This is a genomic window from Curtobacterium pusillum, from assembly GCF_007680845.1.
Lineage (GTDB): Bacteria > Actinomycetota > Actinomycetes > Actinomycetales > Microbacteriaceae > Curtobacterium > Curtobacterium pusillum_B.
Genome location: NZ_VEIY01000001.1, coordinates 885375 through 905557, shown reverse-complemented (window position 1 = coordinate 905557; position 20183 = coordinate 885375). Strand labels below are relative to the sequence as shown.

Below are 20183 nucleotides of genomic sequence, written 5' to 3'. Positions count from 1 at the left end.
CGTGCTCACCCGCCGATCCCGATCGCGGCCGCGAGCTCGTCCCGCTGGACAGCACCGACCACCGAGGTGATCGACGGGCGGGTGAGGAGGTCGCGTGCCAGGTCCAGGACGTCGTCGGTGGTGACCCGGTCCACGCGCTCGAGGGCGGTGGCGAGGTCGGTGAACTCCCCCGTGCCGAGCTCGGAGCGGCCGAGTCGGGTCATGCGGGCGTCGGAGTCCTCGAGCGAGAGCGTGAGCGCCCCCTCGATCTGGCCCTTCGCGCGCCGGAGTTCGTCCGGGGTGATGCCGTCGTCGACCATGCGGCGGAACTCGGCGTCGACGATCTCGACGACCCCGGCGACGTTGTCGGGAGCGCACCCGGCGTAGACGCCGAACGCGCCGTTGTCGAGGTACGCGGGGGCGAACGAGCTCACCGCGTAGGCGAGGCCGCGGCGCTCGCGGACCTCCTGGAAGAGTCGGGAGCTCATGCCGCCACCGAGGACGGCGTTGAGCACGCTGAGGACCGGCCGCCGCTCGTCGCGGAGGTCGAGGCCCTGCGACCCGCGCAGCATGCTCACCTGTTCGGTGGGACGGTGCACGACCGAGAGCTTCGGCACCGCCGGGTCGGCCACGCGCTGCGCCGTGCGGCGGGCCAGCGGGGCGGCCTTCGGCGCGTCCTGGAACACCGCAGCGACCAGGTCGCAGAAGCGGTCGTGGTCGACGGCGCCGGCGGCCGTGACGACGATGCCGTTGGGCGCGTAGTGCTCGCGGTAGTGGGCAAGGACCTCGTCGCGGTGCACCGCCCGGATGCTCTCCGGCGTGCCGCCGATCGGTCGACCCAGGGCGTGCCCGTCGAAGACCGCGGCGAAGAAGGCTTCCCCGGCGACGTCGGCGGGGTCGTCGGCGGCCATCGCGAGTTCTTCGAGGATGACGCCCCGCTCGACGTCGAACGCCGCTGCCTCGAGCACGGAGCCGGTGACCATGTCGCCGATCACCTCGACCGCCATCGGGACGTCAGCGTCCCGCACGCGGGAGTAGTAGCAGGTGTACTCCTTGGCGGTCGCGGCGTTGTGCTCGCCGCCCACGGAGTCGAACGAGATCGCGATGTCGAGTGCGGAACGGGTCGCGGTGCCCTTGAAGAGCAGGTGCTCGAGGAAGTGCGTGGAGCCGAACTGCCCCGCACGCTCGTCGCGGGAGCCGACCCCGACCCAGAAGCCGAGGCTCGTCGAACTCGTTCCTGGCATGGACTCGGTCAGGACCCGCACGCCCGAGGGCAGGACGGTTCGGCGGACGAAGGCGCCCCCGGACGTCAGGAACGACGTGTCCGGGGCCTCGAGCGGCAACGGCACTGGGTGGTTCATCGCAGACGAGCCTACTGATGCCGGAGGGCGCACCGCCCAGTTTCCACAGCCTCGACGAGTGTCACTCGAAGTGGGGTACACCAGAGGAGGATAGAAAGACTCGTCTGTCTGTCCTCCTTGTGGTACAGTTTCGTTACCGGATCGGAAGCCCCCCTAGATTCCGATCCGGTGGCTCGGGACATCAGTCCTGCGCGGCACACGAGTCCCCCCACTCCGCCGCGGAGCCGATGAGCCCAAGGAGAGCCACGCTGTGACGGTCGATTCCCCCCAACCGGCCGTCCAGCGTCTCCCTGGCCCGAGCACGAACCTCGCGTCGCCGGACGGGTCGAGCGTCCCCCCGGCTCCCCGCTCCGGCGGCGCGAAGGTCCGTGTCCTCGAGACCGCCACGCGGCTCTTCTACGAAGAGGGCATCCACAGCGTCGGCGTCGACCGCCTCATCTCCGAGGCGAGCGTCACGAAGGCGACGTTCTACAAGCACTACGGGTCGAAGGACAACCTGATCCTCGCCTACATCCGCGCGCAGCACGAGCACGTGCAGGCACGGATGGAACAGCTCATCACCGACGCCGGCTCCCCGGAAGCGGCCGTCCGCGCCTGGGTCGCCGCCCTCGCGGACGAGGTCAACGACCCCGACTTCCGCGGCTGCGCGTTCCTCAACGCTGCGGCCGAGTACCACGACCCGCGCGACCCCGTGCGCGAGGTCGTCGCCATGCACCGCGACTGGTACACCGAGCGGCTGGCCGACCTCCTGCAGGACTCCGGCCACGCGCTGCCCGGCGACGGCGCCGACGAACTCATGCTGGCGCGCGACGGCGCCATGTCCGGCGCCTACGCCGGTGACGCCATCGCCGCGACTGCGGCCCTCGGCCGCGTCGTCGAGCGCGTCCTCGCCGCCTGACGCCGCCCGCCCGCGGCCGGCTGCCGAGACCTGTCGCTTCGGCGCGCGCCTGCCGGACGGGAGGCGCGGATCCCGCCCGCACCGCGCCTCCAGTCCGGCACCTGCCGCCGTCCACCGCACGTCGAGCAGCAGCCGAGGGAACGGGTGTTGGCTGGCAGCATGGCCAACCACCCCAACTGGAACCTCCCCGAGGTCCCGACCTTCACGCTCACCAGCCCCGACTTCACCGACGGCGGAGCGTTGCCCGACTGGGCGCGCGGCACCGACGCCGGTGGTGAGGACCGCTCCCCCGCGCTCGAGTGGTCCGACGCTCCCGAGGGGACGCAGAGCTACGTCCTCACCGTGTACGACCCCGATGCCCCGACGGGTTCGGGGTTCTGGCACTGGAGCCTCACGGACATCCCCGGGTCGACGACCTCGCTGCCCGCCGGAGCCGGGACCGACGACGCGCTGCTGCCCGCCGAGGCGCTCCGCCGCCGCAACGAGTTCGGCACCGACACGTACCTCGGCGCCGCTCCGCCCGCGGGGCACGGGGAGCACCGCTACTTCTTCACGCTGAGCGCGCTCGACGTGCCGGTGCTCGAGGCGCCGGCGGATGCGACCCCGGCGGTCGTGGGGTTCCTGCTCCGCGAGCACCTGCTCGGCCGCGCCCAGCTCGTCGGCACGCAGGAGACCCCCGCGGCCTGACGCGCGCTCCGGCGCCGAGACTTGGTGCCAGCGACAGTTCTCGGGCCTCGGAGCCCGAGAACTGTCGCCCGGCCCGAGTCTCGGCACAGCGCCCGCCCCGCGAACGGCGAACGGCCGCCGCCCCGAGAGGGACGGCGGCCGTTCGTGCGTCAGGACGCGGGGAGGGATCAGCCCTCGGCCGGGTCCTCGGCGTGGGCGCGGACGGTCTCCACCGGAGCGGAGTCGGCCTCGTCGGCGACGACCGGCGCGAGCGAGAGCTTGCCGCGGTCGTCCACCTTGGTGACCTCGACCAGGATCTTCTGGCCGACGCCGAGGACGTCCTCGACGTTCTCCACACGCTTGCCACCGGCGAGCTTGCGCACCTCGGAGACGTGGAGCAGACCGTCGCGGCCCGGGAGCAGCGACACGAAGGCACCGAACGTCGCGATCTTGACGACGGTGCCGAGGAACTGGTCCCCGATCTCCGGGTTCGTCGGGTTCGCGATCGCGTTGACCTGGGCGCGAGCGGCCTCGGCCGACGGACCGTCGACGGCGCCGATGTAGACGGTGCCGTCGTCCTCGATGCTGATGTCAGCACCGGTCTCGTCCTGGATGCCGTTGATCGTCTTGCCCTTCGGGCCGATCAGCTCGCCGATCTTGTCGACGGGGATCTGCACCGAGATGACGCGCGGAGCGGTGTCCGCCATCTCGTCGGGGGCGTCGATCGCCTCGTTCAGCACACCGAGGATCGCGGAGCGCGCTTCCTTGGCCTGCTTGAGCGCCGCGTCGAGCACCGACGACGGGATGCCGTCGAGCTTGGTGTCGAGCTGGATCGCGGTGACGAACTCCGAGGTACCGGCGACCTTGAAGTCCATGTCGCCGAGCGCGTCTTCCGCACCGAGGATGTCGGTCAGCGCCGCGTAGCGGGTCTGGCCGTCGACGGTGTCGGAGACGAGGCCCATCGCGATGCCCGCGACCGGGGCCTTGAGCGGCACACCGGCGTTGAGGAGCGACAGGGTCGAGGCGCAGACGGAACCCATCGACGTCGAACCGTTGGAGCCGAGCGCCTCGGACACCTGACGGATCGCGTAGGGGAACTCCTCGCGCGACGGCAGCACCGGCACGAGGGCGCGCTCGGCGAGGAAGCCGTGCCCGATCTCGCGACGCTTCGGCGACCCCACACGGCCGGTCTCACCGGTCGAGTACGGCGGGAAGTTGTAGTGGTGCAGGTAGCGCTTCTTCGTGACGGGCGACAGCGAGTCGATCTGCTGTTCCATCTTCAGCATGTTCAGCGTCGTGACGCCGAGGATCTGCGTCTCGCCGCGCTGGAAGATCGCGGAACCGTGGACGCGCGGGATCACGGCGACCTCGGCGTCGAGCGGACGGATGTCGGCGAGGCCGCGACCGTCCATGCGGACCTGCTCGGTCAGGATGCGGCCGCGGACGACCTTCTTCGTGACCGACTTGTACGCGCCGCTGACCTGGCCGTTGGCGCTCTCGGGCAGCTCGCCGGCCGACACCTTGGCGGCGACGGCCTCCTTGACGCGGGCCTTGAGGGCGTCGTCCGCGTCCTGGCGCTCGAGCTTGCCGGCGATCTTGTAGACGTCACCGAGCTCGGCGAGCGCGATGGACTCGACGACGGAGTAGACCTCGGGCGAGTAGGGCGGGAAGACCGGGTAGTCCTGGATCTCCTTCGCCGACTGCGCGGCCATCTTGGCCTGGGCCTCGACGAGCTGCTTGAGGAACGGCTTCGCGGCCTCGAGCCCCTGCGCGACGACGGCCTCGTCCGGCTTGGTCGCGCCGGCCTGGATGAGGTCCCAGCTGTGCTCGGTGGCCTCGGCCTCGACCATCATGATCGCGACGTCCTCGTTGCCGGCCTCGTCCGTGACGACACGACCCGCGACGGTGAGGTCGAAGACGGCATCGGCGAGCTGCGACGCCTTCGGGAACGCGACCCACTGGTCACCGATGAGCGCGAGGCGCACACCGGCGATCGGGCCGGAGAACGGCAGACCGGAGATCTGCGTCGACGCGGACGCCGCGTTGATCGCGAGCGCGTCGTAGAACTCGTCCGGGGCGATGCTCAGGACGGTGATGACGATCTGGACCTCGTTGCGGAGGCCGTCCACGAAGGACGGGCGCAGCGGCCGGTCGATGAGGCGGCAGACGAGGATCGCCTCGGTGCTGGGACGGCCTTCACGGCGGAAGAACGAACCGGGGATCTTGCCGGCGGCGTACGAGCGCTCCTCGACGTCGACGGTCAGCGGGAAGAAGTCGAACCCTTCACGCGGGTGCTTGCCGGCGCTGGTGGCCGAGAGGAGCATCGTCTCCTCGTCGAGGTACGCGGCGACCGCGCCCTGCGCCTGCTGTGCGAGCCGGCCGGTCTCGAACCGGACGGTGCGCTTGCCGTACTTGCCGTTGTCGAGAACGGCCTCGGCGAACTTGATCTCGGGACCCTCCAAAAGGGTGCCTCCTTGAAGTGTTCGGCAGGCTGGGGCCACGGCACTCGATGGTGCGTGCGCGCCGAAGGGATCGGGACGCATGTCTGGCCAGCAGTAGAAGCACTCGGGAAACCGTCCGGCCCGCGAGCCACCACCGATGACCAGCTCCGTGCCCGGCCTGCGCAGTGTTTGTCGTAACGCCCGGGGAAACGGTCCCTGGACGTGATGGACTTTACCAGTCCGCAGGGAATCGGCGGCGAGGCTCACGGCGAACGGGCGTGTCCTCGGTAGCCTGCTGCCATGCGCCTCACCCCCTCCCGGGGCTTGTTCGTCGCGGCCGCAGTGGTCGTCGGCGCGCTCGTCGCCCCTGTCGTCACCGCAGCACCGGCGACCGCGACGGAGTACCCGAGCTGGCAGGACGTGCAGCGCGCGAAGGGCAACGAGCAGACCAAGCAGACCGAGATCGCACGGGTGCAGGCGGCACTGGAGGCGGCCCAGGCGGCCGCCGCGGCGAAGTCGCAGGCCGCCCTGGTGGCGTCCGAGCAGGCGGACCGCGCCGAGGCGGAGCTGACCGCTGCCACCCAGGCCGCCACGAGCCTCCAGGCCCAGGCCGACCAGGCGGCGAAGACCGCCGACCGGGCACAGCAGCGAGCCGGACAGCTCGCCGCGAACCTGTACCGCGACGGCAGCTCGAACGAGATGACCACCCGGATCGCGACGGCGAAGAACCCGGACCAGCTGCTCTACCAGCTCGGCGCGCTCGACCAGCTCTCGTCGACGTGGGCCGGCGTGATGGACGACGCGTCCGTGGCGGCGAAGACCGCGTCGTCGTTGCACGACCAGGCGACCCGCGCCGAGGACGAACGGGCGGACCTCGCCGACGCGGCGGAGACGAAGGCCAGCGCCGCGAAGGACGCCGAGGCGGCTGCGGACGCCGCCGTCGACGACACGCAGGCGCACAGCGACGAGCTGTACGCGCAGCTCGCGTCCCTCAAGGACACCACCGCGAAGACCGAGGAGCGCTACCAGCTCGGCCAGCGGGTCGCCGCGCAGAAGGCCGAGCAGCTGCGGAAGCGCCAGGCCGCCGCCGAAGCCGCCGCGGCAGCCAGCACGCCGACGACCAGCGGGGGGTCCGGCACGAGCTACCCGAGCACGGGCGGCGTCGTGGTCGACCCGGCCGGCGCCCAGGCGTACGCGCGGAGCGCCATCGGGGCCTACGGGTGGGGCTCGGACCAGTTCTCGTGCCTCGTCTCGCTGTGGACGCAGGAGTCCGGCTGGCGCGCGAACGCCCTGAACGCCTCGAGCGGGGCGTACGGGATCCCGCAGTCGCTCCCGGCCGAGAAGATGTCCGCAGCCGGAGCGGACTGGCGGACGAACGCCGCCACCCAGATCAACTGGGGTCTGGCGTACATCAAGAGCGCGTACGGCTCGCCGTGCGGCGCGTGGAGCCACGAGATGGGCGTCAACCCGCACTGGTACTGATCGGCTCGCGCGTCTCGCCCGCTGGCCAGCCGCCGAGCTCCGCCGGCCAGCCGCCGAGCCGTACCACCGACCCGTCGGCAGCGACGAGTCGCGCGGCCCGCCCGCTCTCGCGGAGCATCGCGACGGCACCGTGACCACGGACGACCGCAGCGGTCGTCATGGTGTTCGCGGTCGTGCAGGACGGTGCGACGACGGTCACGGACCGCCAGACCGGCTCGGCGGGCATCCCCCACCGCGGGTCGAGGATGTGGTGGCGCGCGTGGCCGTCCTGCTCCCACCGGCGCTTCTGCGTGCTCGAGGTGGCGACGGACCAGCCGGAGGCGATCCGCACGTGGTCGACCGGGTCGGCGTCCTGGTCCTGCACGCGCACCTGCCACCCGCCGGACGGGTCCGGTCCGGCGGTCGCCACGTCCCCGCCGAGGGAGACCAGCGCGCCGATGCCGAGCCGGGCCGTGATGCTCGCGGCGGCCATGTCGGCAGCGGCGGCCTTGGCGGTCGCGCCGAGGTCGAGCACGACGCCGGCGGGCACGCGCAGGAACGTCCCGGACAGCAGCACCCGCTGCCACGCCGGTCGGGTGTCGAGTGCGCGGGCGATCGCCTCCGGAGCGGGGACGGGTGGTGCGTCCGCGAAGGCCGCGTCGTACCCGAGCGACACCATGCGGGCGCCGAGCGTCGGATCGACGTCGCCGTCGGTGGCCCTGGCGGCGTCGAGGGCGTGGTGCACGAGGGCGGCGAGGATCGGGGACACCTCCGCGCCCCGGACGAGTTCGTCGGCGCGGAGCACGAGTTCGGAGTCGGCCCGGAAGCGGCTGCACGCCGCGTCGACGGCTGCGGTGACCTCGCGCACGCAGGACTCGGCGGCGGCGAGGTGGCGGCGGTCGCGGTGGTCGAGGACGACGCGGGCGGTGGTGGTCCAGAGCTCCCACTCGGCGACGGCACGCACGGTCACGACCCCGTCGTCGTCGCGTCGGACACAGCTCGCACCGAGCCCACTGAGATGCCGCGGTCGACGGTCGCGGGGCCGTCCGCGGACCAGGCGACGGTCGTCCCGCTCACCTGCTCCGTGGTGGTCGTGCGCGCCTCGTCGTGCCCGAGCCAGAGCCCGGCGCCGGTGACCGTCGCGACCGCGAGCCCTCCCGCGCCCACGAGCGCACCCGTGATCCGGACGGATCGTCTACCGTTCCCGCTGCTGCCCATCGGTCCTCCTCGTCGTCACGACGAGGTTCGCGGACGCACCGGAGAACGACCCGGGCAGCGGCTGCACCGCGCCCGGACGACCCCTGTGGGGCCGCTAAGAGCGCGGCCTAGTGGCCGAGTCCGCCGAGCATGGACGCGAAGTCCGCGGTGTGCGGGAGCGCGTCGGCTTCCTGCGGGGTCCGACGGGAGGCGCGGATCGCCCAGGCGAGATCGGCTCCGGCCCGGCGGATGCGTCCGTCGAGCGCGGCCGAGTCACCGGCGCTCCCCCAGTCGTCCGTCGCGGCGAAGACGCCCGTCGGGACGACCGCCGAGCGGAGGTAGGCGAACACCGGGCGCAACGCGTGGTCGATCGCGAGGGAGTGCCGCGCGGTGCCGCCCGTGGCGCCGAGGAGCACGGGCATGTCCGCGAGGCCGTCCTTGTCGAGCACGTCGAGGAACGACTTCGCCAGACCGCTCACGCCGGCGGTGAAGATCGGGGTGACGAAGACGACCGCGTCGGCCTCGACCACCGTGGCCATCGCCGCGGACAGCGCCGGCGCCGCGAACCCGGTGAGCATCGCGTCGGTGATCTCGTGGGCCAGCGGACGCAGGTCGACGTGCAGGACCTTCGCCGCGCCTCCGGGCAGGCCCGACGGCGAGGGCTCGGCGAGCGAGGCGACCGTGGCCTCCGCGAGCCGGTCGGCGAGCAGTCGGGTGGAGCTGGGCTCGGAGAGTCCGGCGGAGACGATGGCGATGGTGGTCATGGTGCGCCTGCCTTTCAATGCGTTTGCATGAACATCGTACCGAACCACGAGCGCCCCGCAACCATTCCCGGGAACAGACGAATGCCCGGCCCTCGCGAGGAGGACCGGGCGTTCGGTCGAGCAGTGTCTGCGAGTCGACTAGCGACGCAGGCCGAGGCGCTCGATGAGCGCACGGTAGCGGCTGATGTCGACGTCGGAGAGGTAACCGAGGAGACGGCGACGCTGACCGACCATGAGCAGCAGACCACGACGCGAGTGGTGGTCGTGCTTGTGCTCCTTGAGGTGCTCGTTCAGGTCGTTGATGCGACGAGTCAGAACGGCGACCTGGACCTCGGGGGATCCGGTGTCGCCCGGGTGGGTCGCGTACTCTTCGATGATCTCCTGCTTGACCTTCGCGTCAAGTGCCATGGATGATCCCCTCTCTGTCCGTTGCGCGGTGCCCGTGCCTGATGCACGAGCGCTCTTTGTCCGCGGCCGTTCGACGGCAACCGGAGAAGACTACCAGAGACTCAGGCGGTCCGGGCGCGCAGACGGCGACGTCGCGGTGCCGGCAGGAGGCTCCGGACGAGCCCGACCAGCGTCGCCCCGAGCAGTCCACCGAGGCCGTTCGACAGCACGTCGCGGGGATCGGCGACGCGGTACGGCAGGTAGAGGGCCTGGGCGACCTCGATCCCGACGGAGAGCGCCACCCCGACGACCGCACCGAGCATCCACCACCGACGCGGGAGCCACAGCGCGGCGAGCATGCCGACCGGGACGAACATCGCGATGTTCGCGAGGAACTCGGTCCGCTCGTAGGTGAACCACGCACCGTGGGGCAGCTGCTGCACCCAGGCGAGCGCGTGCAGCACGAGGGAGTTCTGGGCGGACGTGAACACCTGCGGTGTCAGCGTCATCCGCCAGATCACCCAGGCGTACGCCGCGGTCAGGGCGAGGAGGAGGAGCTTCCGGAACATCAGGACAGTCTGCGGCACCGTCCTGGCAGGAACCGGCGACGCGCCTGGGCGATCGCCCGGCGGGGCTGGGCGAACGCCCGGCGGGGCTGGACGAACGCCCGGCAGGGCTGGGCGTCGGGGCTCGGCACCTGCGACCATGGGCGCATGCCGAGTGTCGAGGGAACCCGTGCAGTCCGCAGTCCCGGGCGTCGCCAGTGGACGTGGATCGGGATCGCAGCGGTGGTCGTCGCCGCGTTCGTCACGACCCTCGTGCTCGTCCTCCCCCACGGCACGGACACCAGCGGCCGGCACGTCGCCGAGCGGAAGTCCGCCGCCGACGCGTTCCCCGGCGGTCTCGCCCGGCAGCCGGCGGACGAGAACCAACCGGGCAAGCGGGAGTCCGAGGCCCGTGCCGACGGCGACGACGCCACGGCCGCGAAGATCGCCGTCATCGCCGACCAGCCCATCGCCACCTGGCTGACGAACCCGTCGATCACGGCGACGCGGAAGACGGTCCGCGACGTCGTGCGGAACGCCGAACAGCAGCGGAAGACCCCCGTCTTCGTGCTGTACGCCGTGCCCGACCGCGACTGCGGCAGCTACTCGAAGGGCGGGACCGAGGCGGACGAGTACCTGCCGTGGGTCCGTGCCGCCGTCAGCGCGATGGCCGGCTCGAAGGCGGTCGTCCTCGTCGAGCCGGACGCAATCGCCCAGATCCAGGTGTGCAAGCGGCTCGAGCAGGACCGGCTGCCCCTCCTCCGCAAGGCCGTCGGCGCGCTCGCCGGACACGGGCTCACCGTGTACCTCGACGGTGGGAACGAGAACCGGGTCCCGACCGCGACGATGGCGAAGTGGCTGCGGGCGGCGGGCGTCGACCGGACGCAGGGGTTCTTCACGAACGTCTCGAACTTCTACCGGGTCGACCAGGAACGCGCGTACGCCGACGAACTCGCCGACGCGATCGGCGGGGACCCGCACTTCGTCATCGACGTCTCGCGGAACGGCCAGGGGTGGCGCGGCACCTGGTGCAACCCCGACGGCGCCGGGCTCGGTCAGGCGCCGCACGTCACCCGCGGGACGACCCGTCTGGACGCCCTGCTCTGGGTGAAGACGCCCGGCCTGAGCGACGGCACCTGCAACGGCGGACCCGCCGCCGGTCAGTGGTGGGAGTCGTACGCGCTCGGACTCGTCGAGAACCGCCGCCGCTGACCGCCGCTGTCGGTGCCCGGTGGTTGCATGACGCCATGACACCGACCGCGCGCATCCGATCCGTCGTCCCGCCGTACCTGCTCCGCGCCGTCGCCGACGCGCCGGACTTCCCCCGCGCTGCCTCGGCGGCTCGGACGGCGCTCGCCTCGCTCGACACCGTCCAGCAGCCCAAGCACGACCACCGTCCGCGACCGCAGTCGGTCAGCGGCACGGTCGACCGGTCGCCGCAGCGCACCATCTCGGACGCGCACGGGTCGACGACGCTTCCGGGCACCGCCGTCCGGCACGAGGGCGACCCGGTCTCCGGTGACGCCGCGGTGGACGAGGCGTACACGGGCCTCGGCGCCACGCACGCGTTCTGGCTCGAGGTGTTCGACCGGGTGTCGATCGACGGCGCCGGACTCCCCCTCGACGCGACCGTGCACTACGGCCAGGACTACGACAACGCCTACTGGGACGGCAGCCGGATGGTGTTCGGCGACGGTGACGGCGAGGTCTTCCGGCGCTTCACGATCGCGGTCGACGTCATCGGCCACGAGCTCACCCACGGGGTCACGCAGTACACCGCGGACCTGACGTACGAGGGGCAGTCCGGTGCCCTCAACGAGTCGATCAGCGACGTGTTCGGGTCGCTCGTCGCGCAGTACGCCGCCGGGCAGACCGCCGACCAGGCGACCTGGCTCATCGGCGAGGGGCTGTTCACCCCCGCGGTGCACGGCGTGGCGCTGCGGTCGATGCGGGCGCCGGGCACCGCCTACGACGACCCGGTGCTCGGGAAGGACCCGCAGCCGGCGACGATGGCCGGGTACGTCCAGACCACCGACGACTCGGGCGGCGTGCACACGAACTCCGGCATCCCGAACCACGCCTTCTACCTCGCCGCGACCGCGATCGGTGGCAAGGCGTGGGAGGGCGCCGGCGCGGTCTGGTGGGACGCCCTCACCTCCGACGCCGTCACCGCGTCGATCGACTTCGCCGGCTTCGCGGCGGTGACCGTCGACGCCGCCGCTGCCCGGTTCGGCGCGGACTCCACGCAGCACACGGCGGTGCAGGAGGCCTGGCGCACCGTCGGCGTCCTCGACTGACCTCGACCCCCGGCCGGTCCCGGCGTACCGTCGAGTCCATGCAGATCGACGTGCGCCGTACCGGGGGCATCGCCGGCACCACCCGGAGCTGGCGTGTGGACACCGACGCGTGCGACGACCCGGGCGCCTGGTCCGACCTCGTGGGCGCACTCCCCCGCGACGCCGTGCCCGCTCCGGACCCGTCGGTGCGCGACGACTTCACGTGGACGATCACCGTCGAGCGGACGACGGTGACGATCCCGGGCAGTCGCCTCGACGGGCCGTGGGCTGCCCTGGTGACGCGCGTCCGGACCGAGGGCACACCGGCCTGACGCGCCGCCGCCCTGCGCGGCCCGCCCGCGGCGCCCGCCCGGCGCGGCCCGCCCCGCGCGCGCCCGCCCCGGCCCCTCGCGAAAGCGACGGTGTGCCGCGAATGATCCGCGGAGATCTGTCGCTTTCGCAGGGCGAACGCGCCAGGATCGCGTGAACTGTCGCTTTCGCCGCCACGCGGAGCGCACCAGCTGCGGGACGGGAGGCGCGGTGCGGGCCCGCACCGCGCCTCCAGTCCGTCAGGGGGTCAGGTGACGTCGACGACCGTCAGTCGACGCGTCGGCCGCGTCATCGCGACGTAGACCGCCGCCGCCGCCCGCGCGGCGTCCGCGCCCACCCGCTCCGGGTCGACGAGGAGGACGCCGTCGAACTCCAGGCCCTTCGCGTCCGCTCCCGTGAGCACCGTGACCGACCCGGGCCGCGGCGAACCGAGCGAGCGGACGTCGGCCTCCGTCCGGGCGAGCCGACGGCGCACGGCGTCGGCGTCCGCCTCGGGCACGATGACGCCGATGGTCCCGCTGCCGATCCGGTCTCGCTCCTCGTCGACCACCCGCGCGACGGTGTCGAGCACCGCGGCGCGAGGCGTGCTGACCCGTTCGACGGGGTCACCGTCTCGAACGGCCTCGTTCCGCGTGACCGTCAGGCCGGCGGCGTCGGCGTACTCCCCCGCGGCGAGCACGATCGAGCGGGGCGTGCGGTAGTTGACCGTGAGCTCCTCGATGCGGTGCGCGAGCGGCACCTGCGGAGCACGACCCCGGCGGCGACGGGCGAGGGCGCCGAGCACGTCGTCCCAGGTGCGGGCGGCACCCGGCGACGAGCCCTGCGCCATGTCCCCGACGATTGTGAAGGACCGCAGCGGGTTGCGGCGGGCGAGCACGCGCCACTGCATCGGCGAGAGCTCCTGCGCCTCGTCGACGACGATGTGGCCGTAGGTCCACTCCCGGTCCTCCGCTGCGCGCTCGGCGGTGGTGCGGGCGTCCCCGCCCTCGGCGAAGGAGCCGGCGACCTGCTCGGCCGTGACGATCCCTTCGACGCCCATGTTCTCGATCGCCTGTCGGGCGTTCTCGATGTCGCGGTTCCGGCTCGCCTTCGCCGCGCGCTTCGCAGCACCGCCGGTCGGGTCGAACGGGCCGAGGAGCTCGGCGGCCTCGTCGAGGAGCGGGACGTCCTCCACCGTGAAGGCGGCACCGCGCGAGCGCAGCAGCAGCGCCCGTCGCTCCGGGGTCCAGTGCGGGGTGAGCGAGGCGAGCCAGTTCGGCCGCGCGTAGAGGTCTTCGAGGAACTTGTCCGGCGGCAGCGGCAGCCACGCGGTGTTGAGCAGCACCCGGGCGTCGTACGAGCTCCGGATGTCCTCGCGCAGGACCTTCTCGTCCGCTTCGTCGACCGCGGTCCCGCGCGCTCGGAGCTGGTCGGCGAGCAGCCGGGTCATCGCGTCGAGGGCGATCTTGTTGAAGGTCACCCGTGCGGCGTTGTGGGGCTTCCCCCGGTCCTGCGCCCGCTTCATCGCGTCGGCGACGAGCTCCGGCGGGACCGTCAGCCGCTCGCCCTCGACGTCGAGCACGGTCGACTCGGTCGGCACGACCTGGCGCGACCGCACGGCACGGCGGAGGAGCTGGGCCATCTCGGCCGAGCCCTTCACGGCGGCGACGTCGCGCTGGTCATGCTTCGTCGCGTGCACCCCCGGGTACAGCGACCCGAGGGACGCCATCACCACGCCGGTCTCGCCGAGGGACGGCAGCACCTGCTCGATGTAGGTGAGGAACGCCGGCGACGGGCCGACCATGAGGACGCCGGAGCCCCGGAGCCGCTCGCGGTAGGAGTACAGCAGGTACGCGGCACGGTGTAGCGCCACGGCGGTCTTGCCGGTTCCCGGGCCGCCCTGGACGATGAGGACGCCCTCGAGCGGGGAGCGGATGATGCGGTCCTGCTCGCCCTGGATGGTCGCGACGATGTCCGTCATCCGGCCGGTGCGCTCGGCGGTCACGGCCGCGAGCAGCGCACCCTCGCCCTGCAGGTGGGTGCGCTCGTCGTCGTAGAGGGCGGCGTCGAAGACCTCGTCCTCGACGCCGACGACACTGCGGCCGTCGAGCGTGAGGTGCCGACGGGCGCGCATCCCCATGGGGTGCGCGGCGGTCGCCTGGTAGAACGCGCTCGCACCGGGCACGCGCCAGTCGAGCAGGAGCGGACGGTGCTCGGCGTCGCGGAGACCGACGCGACCGATGTACCGGAACGTGTCGTCGTCGCCGTCTGGCTCGGACACCTCGAGCCGGCCGAACACGAGCCGGTCGCCGACGCGGTCGAGCGTGGCGATGGTGTCCTCGTAGAGCCGTGCGTAGGCGTCGCGCTCACTGCGGCTCTGGTGGTTCCCGCCGACCGCCTGCCGGCGGGTTTCGGCGAGTCGCTGCTCGGCCTCGGCGGTCAGCTCGTCGAGTCGGGCGAACAGCCCGTCCACGTAGCCACGCTCGCGGTCGATCTCGGTCGGTTCGGACACACACAACCCTTCGGGAAAGAGGGGTGTCCAGTGTAGTCCCGCGCGACCGACATCACGGACTGCGGGACGGGAGGCGCAGCGCCAGCTGGCACCGCGCCTCCCGTCCGACGCGAACGCGTCCTACATCTCTTCGTGCGTGTCCGGGTCGGCGTCCCACAGCCGCCCGCGCTCGAGCGCCGAGATCGCAGCCACCTCGTCGTCGGTCAGCTCGAAGCCGAACACGTCGAGGTTCTCGCGCTGCCGGTCCGGGTCGCCGGACTTCGGCACCGGGACCGCCCCGAGCTGGACGTGCCAGCGGAGGACGACCTGGGCCGGGGAGACGCCGTGCGCCGCTGCCGCCGCCGCGATCGGCTGCTCGGTGAGGAGCTCCGACCGGACCGCGAGCGGACTCCAGCTCTCGGTGACGATCCCGAGCTCCTGGTGCACCTTCCGCAGCTCTGCCTGCGGGAAGTACGGGTGCAGCTCGACCTGGTTCACGGCCGGGGCGACCCCGGTCGCGTCGATGATGCGGCGCAGGTGCTCCGGCGTGAAGTTCGAGACGCCGATCGAGCGGACCTTGCCGCTGTCGCGGAGGTCGACGAACGCCTTCCAGGTGTCGACGAACTTGTCCACCGACGGGTTCGGCCAATGGATGAGGTACAGGTCGACGTGGTCGAGGCCGAGGTTCGCGAGGGACTCCTCGATCGACCGGTGCGCCTCGTCGTAGCCGTGGTGGCGCCCGGGGAGCTTCGACGTGACGACGAGGTCCTCGCGCGCGACCTCGGCGTCGCGGACGGCCTTGCCGACGGCGTCCTCGTTGCCGTAGTTGAGCGCGGTGTCGAGCAGTCGGTAGCCGCTGTCGATCGCCGCGCCGACGGCTGCCGCGCCCTCGTCGCCGTTCAGCCCGTAGGTGCCGAGGCCGAGCTCCGGGAACCGGTGGCCGTCGTTCAGCTCGATCGTCGGCGCGCCGACCTGCATCAGCGGACCCCGAGCAGGTCGATGACGAAGATCAGGGTCTTGCCGGACAGGAAGTGTCCACCGCCGGCGGGGCCGTAGGCGAGCTCCGGCGGGACGACGAGCTTGCGGCGCCCGCCGACCTTCATGCCGGGGATGCCCTCCTGCCAGCCGCGCACCAGGGCCGCGAGCGGGAAGTCGATCGGCTCGCCGCGGTTCCAGGAGCTGTCGAACTCCTCGCCGGTCTCGTACTCGACGCCGGCGTAGTGCACCTTCACGGTCGAACCGGCGCTCGCGACGTCGCCGGAGCCCTCGACGATGTCGGTGACGACGAGCTCGGTGGGGGCGGGGCCCTCGGGGGCGTCGAACTCGGGCTTGCTGTTCAGGTCAGTCATGCGAACCAGTCAACCAGAGACGCCGCACAGCCCCCAGAATGGTTCCACCGTGACACGAACAACCCCGCGCCGCCGCCTGCTCGCCGACCTCACCCCCCTCCGTCGCTCCCCCGCCTTCGCCAGGCTCTGGGCCGGCACCGCCATCGCCGGCATCGGCACGCAGATGACCACCGTCGCGGTCGGCCTCGAGGTCTACGAGATCACGCACTCGACCTTCGCCGTGGCGCTCGTCGGCGTCATCGCCCTCGTGCCGATGATCGTCGCCGGGCTGTACGGCGGCATGCTCGCGGACGCCTTCGACCGGCGGCTCGTCGCGCTCGTCTCGTCGATCGTCGCCTGGGCTGCCGTGGCACTCATCGCCACCCACGCCTGGCTCGGCCTGCACAGCGTGGTGTTGCTCTACGTGCTCGCGACCGTGAACGCCGTGGCCGCGACCGTCAGCAACGCGTCCCGCTCGGCGATCGTGCCCCGGCTCGTGGGCACGGACCTGCTCCCCGCGGCGAGCGCCCTCGGCGGCATCGCGTCCGGGTTCCAGGTGACGGTCGGCCCGGCGATCGCGGGCGTGCTCATCGCGACGGTCGGGTTCGCGCCGACCTACACGATCGACGTCGTGCTGTTCACCTTCGCGTTCCTCGGGGTGTTCACCCTGCCGCGGATGGCGGCCGACCACGATGCGCTCCGCCCCGGACTGAGCTCGCTCGTCGAGGGTGCGCGGTTCCTGAGGAAGTCGAAGAACATCACCATGACGTTCGTCCTCGACATCGTCGCGATGACGTTCGGACAGCCCCGCGTGCTCTTCCCGGCGATCGGCGCGCTCGTGATCGGCGGCGGGTCCATCACGGTCGGCACCCTGACGGCCGCCTACGCGATCGGCGCACTGCTGTCGAGCGTGTTCTCCGGTCCGCTCGGGCACGTCCGGCGCCAGGGCGAGGCCGTCGGCTGGGCCATCACCGCGTACGGCGCGGCCATCGCCGCGTTCGGCGTCGTCATCGCGGTGGCGCACGCGCTCGGCGGCCGTTCCGGCGAAGCGTTCTCCGTCGGCATCCTGCCCGCCCTGGGGCTCGCGGCGCTGTTCCTCGCCGCCGCGGGTGGTGCCGACAACGTCAGCTCGGTGTTCCGGAACACGATCCTGCAGGCCGCGTCGCCGGACGGGATGCGCGGGCGACTGCAGGGCATCTTCATCGTCGTGGTGACGGGTGGCCCGCGGCTCGGTGACCTCTACGCGGGGCTCGTCGTCGCGGCGGGGATCGCGTACCCGCCGATCATCGGCGGCGTGCTCATCATCGGGCTCGTCGCGCTGCTCCTCCGCCTCGTCCCGAGCTTCCGCCGCTACGACGCGCTGCACCCGCACGCGAACTGACGCCCGAGTCTCGGCAGCGGCCGCCGGACCGGACCACCCACCGGACAGGAGGCGCGGTGCGGGCCCGCACCGCGCCTCCCGAACCGCACGTGTCGGGTAGCGTACGTCGCATGCCGGACAGCGCATCGCGCGACCTCCAGCGGACGGGAGTCCGCGCCGTCGTCCGGCGCACCTACCACTCGGTGATCCGGCACCGCGTCGTCGACGCCGCCGCCTCCCTGACGTTCTTCGCACTCCTCACCGTCTTCCCGACCGCGCTCACCGTCGTCTCCGCCCTCTCCGTCGTCGACCGGCAGGGCGACAGCCTGTCGGACATCATCGAGGTGCTCGGGTTCATCGTGCGACCCGAGACCGCCGAGCACCTCGAGGGGCCGCTCCGGCAGCTGCTCACCCTCGACAACCCGTGGCTCGGGTTCACGATCGGGCTCGTGCTGACGCTGTGGTCGCTGTCCGGGTACGCCACCGCGTTCGGCCGGGCGATGAACACCGCGTACGAGGTCGAGGAGGGCCGACGGATCTGGAAGTTCCGCAGCATGATGCTCCTCGTCACGCTGCTCGTCATGGTCGGCGGCGCGATCGCGATCGTGATCCTGCTCGGCACGCCCACGATCTCCGCCGCGGTCATCCGGCAGATGGGATGGGCGCCGTGGATCGACGACGTCTGGAACGTCGTGAAGTGGCCGGTCCTCGCGGTGGACCTCGTCGTGATGGTCGCCGTGCTGTACTACGCGACGCCGAACGTCAAGACGCCGCAGCTCCGGTGGGTGTCCGCCGGCGCGGGCTTCGCGATCGTCACCTGGGCGATCGCGACGCTCGGGTTCGCGGTCTACGTCGAGACCCTCGGCGGCGGCAACAAGGCGTACGGGTGGCTCGGGGGCGCCCTGCTGCTGCTCGTCTACCTGTACATCTCGAACTTCGTGCTCGTCGTCGGTGGCGAACTCGACTCCGAGGTCATCCGGATGCGGCAGCTCCTCGCCGGGATCGAGGCCGACGAGTCGATCCGGCTCCCGCTGCGCGACGTCACGCGGAACTTCACGCTGGCCAGGTGGCGGGACGCCGACATCGCCGCCGCCCACCACGTCCGGATGGCTGCGGCGGAGCGGGCCGGCGACGACGAGCCGACCGAGGTCGAGCAGCACCTCCGCGAGATGTCCCGCCAGGTCCGCGTCGGGGAGCCCCCGCTGCCGTAGCCGCAGGTCAGCGCTCGCGCGCCGCGCGGTCGAGCATCTCCTCGGTCACCACGGGGATCGCGCCCGTCGCCAGCTCGATCCCGGACAACCGTGCCGGGCTGAGCACCCGCTGCACCTGGTCCGCTTCCATGAGCCCCGCCGCCGTGACCAGGGTCGCGATCGGCGTGGAGGTCGTCAGCGCGGTGTGCGCGATCGACGCCGCCGCCGCGTACCCGATGTACGGCGTCAGCGCGGTGACGACGCCGACGTTCGTGTCCACCTGGGCCGCGAGCTTCGCCTCGTTCGCCTCGATCCCGCTGATGCAGTTCTCCCGGAGAGTCGCGCACCCGCTCGCCATCCACTGCAGCGACTGCAGGATCGAGTGCGCGATGATCGGCTCGAAGGCGTTGAGCTGCAGCTGACCGCCCTCGGCCGCCATCGTCACCGTGGTGTCCGCTCCGGCGACGGCGAACGCGATCTGGTTCACGACCTCCGGGATCACCGGGTTGACCTTGCCCGGCATGATCGACGACCCGGCCTGGCGTGCGGGGAGCGTGATCTCGCCGAGCCCCGCCTGCGGCCCGGACGCGAGCAGCCGCAGGTCGTTGCAGATCTTCGAGAGCTTCGCCGCACTGCGCTTCACGGTGCCGGACAGGGTCATGAACGCCCCGGCGTCGCTCGTCGCCTCGATCAGGTCCGGCGCCGTGACGATGTCGAGGCCGCTCGCCACCTGCAGCTGCCGACGGACCTCGTCCCGGTACTGCGGGTCGGCCGTGATCCCGGTGCCGATCGCCGTCGCGCCGAGGTTCGTCTCGGCGAGCAGCGGCATCACCGTGCGGAGCAGGAGGACGTCCTCCTGGATGGTGTGCGCGAACCCGGTGAACTCCTGTCCCAGGGTCATCGGGACGGCGTCCTGCAGCTGCGTCCGACCGATCTTCAGCACGTCGGCGAAGGCCCGCCCGCGCTCCGCGAACGCGTCCGAGAGCAGCCCGAGCTGGTCGGTGAGCCGCCGGACGCCGAGGATCATCGCCAGCTTGATGCTCGTCGGGTACGTGTCGTTCGTGGACTGGCTGCGGTTCACGTGGTCGATCGGGTGCAGGTACCCGTAGTCGCCCTTCTCGCGGCCGAGGAGCTCGAGCGCCCGGTTCGCCAGGACCTCGTTCGTGTTCATGTTCGTGCTCGTCCCCGCGCCGCCCTGGACGATGTCGACGACGAACTGGTCTCGGAGGGCTCCGTCGCGCACCTCCTGCGCGGCGCGGTCGATCGCGTCGGCCCGCTCGGCGTCGAGCACGCCGATGGCCTTGTTCGCCCGGGCAGCGGCCTGCTTCACGGTCGCGAGCGCCTCGATGAGGTCCGGGTACACCGCGATCGGCACCGAGGTGATCGGGAAGTTCTCCAGCGCGCGGAGGGTGTTGATCCCCCAGTACGCGTCGGCTGGGACCTCCCGGGATCCCAGGGAGTCGGTCTCGGTGCGGGTGCGTGCTGCTTCGTTGCCGGTCACGCCCACGAGGCTAGCCCGTCCGGCCGGTC

Annotated in this window: 19 protein-coding genes; 8 read left to right on the top strand and 11 right to left on the bottom strand. The window is 72.1% G+C overall.

Annotated features, from left to right (window positions below):
- Positions 1 to 5: 5 nt before the first annotated feature.
- Positions 6 to 1340 carry a M16 family metallopeptidase gene (locus FS825_RS04265; protein WP_144711126.1) on the bottom strand — a complete coding sequence of 445 codons (1335 nt, stop codon included), beginning with the start codon at positions 1338 to 1340 and terminating at the stop codon, positions 6 to 8.
- 250 nt (positions 1341 to 1590) lie between these two features.
- Between FS825_RS04265 and FS825_RS04260 the strand changes: the two genes are divergently transcribed.
- Together FS825_RS04260 and FS825_RS04255 are read left to right on the top strand one after the other, a co-directional pair.
- Entirely contained in the window at positions 1591 to 2238 is a 648-nt protein-coding gene (locus FS825_RS04260; RefSeq protein WP_144711124.1) for a TetR/AcrR family transcriptional regulator, read from the top strand.
- 159 nt (positions 2239 to 2397) lie between these two features.
- Positions 2398 to 2925, top strand: coding sequence for a YbhB/YbcL family Raf kinase inhibitor-like protein (locus FS825_RS04255; protein ID WP_144711122.1), 528 nt, complete (start codon positions 2398 to 2400; stop codon positions 2923 to 2925).
- 167 nt (positions 2926 to 3092) lie between these two features.
- Here the strand turns inward: FS825_RS04255 and FS825_RS04250 are convergent, their stop codons facing one another.
- Complete coding sequence (locus tag FS825_RS04250) at positions 3093 to 5366, bottom strand: polyribonucleotide nucleotidyltransferase (RefSeq protein ID WP_144711120.1); 2274 nt, start codon at positions 5364 to 5366, stop codon at positions 3093 to 3095.
- A 279-nt stretch (positions 5367 to 5645) separates the two neighbouring features.
- Here FS825_RS04250 and FS825_RS04245 point away from each other — a divergent pair, with 279 nt between their 5' ends.
- On the top strand, positions 5646 to 6827 hold the full coding sequence (locus tag FS825_RS04245; protein WP_144711118.1) for a coiled-coil domain-containing protein: 1182 nt from the start codon (positions 5646 to 5648) through the stop codon (positions 6825 to 6827).
- Here the strand turns inward: FS825_RS04245 and FS825_RS04240 are convergent.
- The 5 genes from FS825_RS04240 to FS825_RS04220 all read right to left on the bottom strand — a co-directional run bounded on the left by FS825_RS04240 (position 6808) and on the right by FS825_RS04220 (position 9723).
- The gene (locus FS825_RS04240; RefSeq protein ID WP_144711116.1) at positions 6808 to 7776 is read right to left on the bottom strand and encodes an FAD:protein FMN transferase; all 969 of its coding nucleotides are present in this window, start codon (positions 7774 to 7776) and stop codon (positions 6808 to 6810) included. The two genes, FS825_RS04245 and FS825_RS04240, sit on opposite strands and share 20 nt — an antisense overlap.
- Positions 7773 to 8024, bottom strand: a complete 252-nt coding sequence (locus FS825_RS04235) for a hypothetical protein (protein WP_144711114.1) — start codon at positions 8022 to 8024, stop codon at positions 7773 to 7775. Before FS825_RS04235 ends, FS825_RS04240 begins: the two co-directional genes overlap by 4 nt.
- 107 nt (positions 8025 to 8131) lie before the next feature.
- Positions 8132 to 8767 carry a CE1759 family FMN reductase gene (locus tag FS825_RS04230; RefSeq protein WP_144711112.1) on the bottom strand — a complete coding sequence of 212 codons (636 nt, stop codon included), beginning with the start codon at positions 8765 to 8767 and terminating at the stop codon, positions 8132 to 8134.
- Between the two features lie 138 nt (positions 8768 to 8905).
- The gene (gene rpsO, locus FS825_RS04225; RefSeq protein WP_058742593.1) at positions 8906 to 9175 is read right to left on the bottom strand and encodes a 30S ribosomal protein S15; all 270 of its coding nucleotides are present in this window, start codon (positions 9173 to 9175) and stop codon (positions 8906 to 8908) included.
- Between the two features lie 101 nt (positions 9176 to 9276).
- Positions 9277 to 9723 carry a VanZ family protein gene (locus tag FS825_RS04220; protein WP_186377063.1) on the bottom strand — a complete coding sequence of 149 codons (447 nt, stop codon included), beginning with the start codon at positions 9721 to 9723 and terminating at the stop codon, positions 9277 to 9279.
- 144 nt (positions 9724 to 9867) lie between these two features.
- Here FS825_RS04220 and FS825_RS04215 point away from each other — a divergent pair, with 144 nt between their 5' ends.
- The 3 genes from FS825_RS04215 to FS825_RS04205 are packed head-to-tail and all read left to right on the top strand — an operon-like array spanning position 9868 to position 12307.
- A complete protein-coding gene (locus FS825_RS04215) occupies positions 9868 to 10911 on the top strand; it encodes a glycoside hydrolase family 6 protein (RefSeq protein WP_144711109.1) in 1044 nt (347 codons plus the stop codon).
- Positions 10912 to 10946: 35 nt separating this feature from the next.
- Positions 10947 to 11996: a M4 family metallopeptidase gene (locus FS825_RS04210; RefSeq protein WP_144711107.1), complete on the top strand. Its 1050-nt coding sequence runs from the start codon at positions 10947 to 10949 to the stop codon at positions 11994 to 11996.
- A gap of 38 nt (positions 11997 to 12034) precedes the next feature.
- On the top strand, positions 12035 to 12307 hold the full coding sequence (locus FS825_RS04205) for a protealysin inhibitor emfourin (protein ID WP_144711105.1): 273 nt from the start codon (positions 12035 to 12037) through the stop codon (positions 12305 to 12307).
- Positions 12308 to 12552: 245 nt separating this feature from the next.
- On the opposite strand, the gene FS825_RS04200 is transcribed toward FS825_RS04205, so the two are convergent.
- The 3 genes from FS825_RS04200 to FS825_RS04190 all read right to left on the bottom strand — a co-directional run bounded on the left by FS825_RS04200 (position 12553) and on the right by FS825_RS04190 (position 16124).
- Positions 12553 to 14796, bottom strand: coding sequence for a HelD family protein (locus FS825_RS04200; protein ID WP_186377062.1), 2244 nt, complete (start codon positions 14794 to 14796; stop codon positions 12553 to 12555).
- 120 nt (positions 14797 to 14916) lie between these two features.
- Positions 14917 to 15753, bottom strand: a complete 837-nt coding sequence (locus tag FS825_RS04195; RefSeq protein ID WP_144711101.1) for an aldo/keto reductase — start codon at positions 15751 to 15753, stop codon at positions 14917 to 14919.
- Entirely contained in the window at positions 15753 to 16124 is a 372-nt protein-coding gene (locus FS825_RS04190) for an FKBP-type peptidyl-prolyl cis-trans isomerase (protein ID WP_022908613.1), read from the bottom strand. The genes FS825_RS04195 and FS825_RS04190 overlap by 1 nt, the downstream gene beginning before the upstream one ends.
- 49 nt (positions 16125 to 16173) lie before the next feature.
- On the opposite strand from FS825_RS04190, the gene FS825_RS04185 reads away from it, so the two are divergent.
- Complete coding sequence (locus tag FS825_RS04185; protein WP_144711099.1) at positions 16174 to 17484, top strand: MFS transporter; 1311 nt, start codon at positions 16174 to 16176, stop codon at positions 17482 to 17484.
- 110 nt (positions 17485 to 17594) lie between these two features.
- The gene (locus FS825_RS04180; RefSeq protein ID WP_144711097.1) at positions 17595 to 18674 is read left to right on the top strand and encodes a YihY/virulence factor BrkB family protein; all 1080 of its coding nucleotides are present in this window, start codon (positions 17595 to 17597) and stop codon (positions 18672 to 18674) included.
- Positions 18675 to 18681: 7 nt separating this feature from the next.
- Here FS825_RS04180 and FS825_RS04175 read toward each other — a convergent pair whose 3' ends face one another.
- Positions 18682 to 20154 carry an aspartate ammonia-lyase gene (locus FS825_RS04175; RefSeq protein ID WP_144711095.1) on the bottom strand — a complete coding sequence of 491 codons (1473 nt, stop codon included), beginning with the start codon at positions 20152 to 20154 and terminating at the stop codon, positions 18682 to 18684.
- Positions 20155 to 20183: the final 29 nt, after the last annotated feature.

Bases quoted from the DNA above. Each gene is read 5' to 3' on its own strand.
- FS825_RS04265 (WP_144711126.1), bottom strand. From the start codon at position 1,340: ATGAACCACCCAGTGCCGTTGCCGCTCGAGGCCCCGGACACGTCGTTC.
- FS825_RS04210 (WP_144711107.1), top strand. From the start codon at position 10,947: ATGACACCGACCGCGCGCATCCGATCCGTCGTCCCGCCGTACCTGCTC.
- FS825_RS04235 (WP_144711114.1), bottom strand. From the start codon at position 8,024: ATGGGCAGCAGCGGGAACGGTAGACGATCCGTCCGGATCACGGGTGCG.
- FS825_RS04190 (WP_022908613.1), bottom strand. From the start codon at position 16,124: ATGACTGACCTGAACAGCAAGCCCGAGTTCGACGCCCCCGAGGGCCCC.
- FS825_RS04255 (WP_144711122.1), top strand. From the start codon at position 2,398: ATGGCCAACCACCCCAACTGGAACCTCCCCGAGGTCCCGACCTTCACG.
- FS825_RS04205 (WP_144711105.1), top strand. From the start codon at position 12,035: ATGCAGATCGACGTGCGCCGTACCGGGGGCATCGCCGGCACCACCCGG.
- FS825_RS04180 (WP_144711097.1), top strand. From the start codon at position 17,595: ATGCCGGACAGCGCATCGCGCGACCTCCAGCGGACGGGAGTCCGCGCC.
- FS825_RS04245 (WP_144711118.1), top strand. From the start codon at position 5,646: ATGCGCCTCACCCCCTCCCGGGGCTTGTTCGTCGCGGCCGCAGTGGTC.
- FS825_RS04195 (WP_144711101.1), bottom strand. From the start codon at position 15,753: ATGCAGGTCGGCGCGCCGACGATCGAGCTGAACGACGGCCACCGGTTC.
- rpsO (WP_058742593.1), bottom strand. From the start codon at position 9,175: ATGGCACTTGACGCGAAGGTCAAGCAGGAGATCATCGAAGAGTACGCG.
- FS825_RS04215 (WP_144711109.1), top strand. From the start codon at position 9,868: ATGCCGAGTGTCGAGGGAACCCGTGCAGTCCGCAGTCCCGGGCGTCGC.
- FS825_RS04230 (WP_144711112.1), bottom strand. From the start codon at position 8,767: ATGACCACCATCGCCATCGTCTCCGCCGGACTCTCCGAGCCCAGCTCC.
- FS825_RS04220 (WP_186377063.1), bottom strand. From the start codon at position 9,723: ATGTTCCGGAAGCTCCTCCTCCTCGCCCTGACCGCGGCGTACGCCTGG.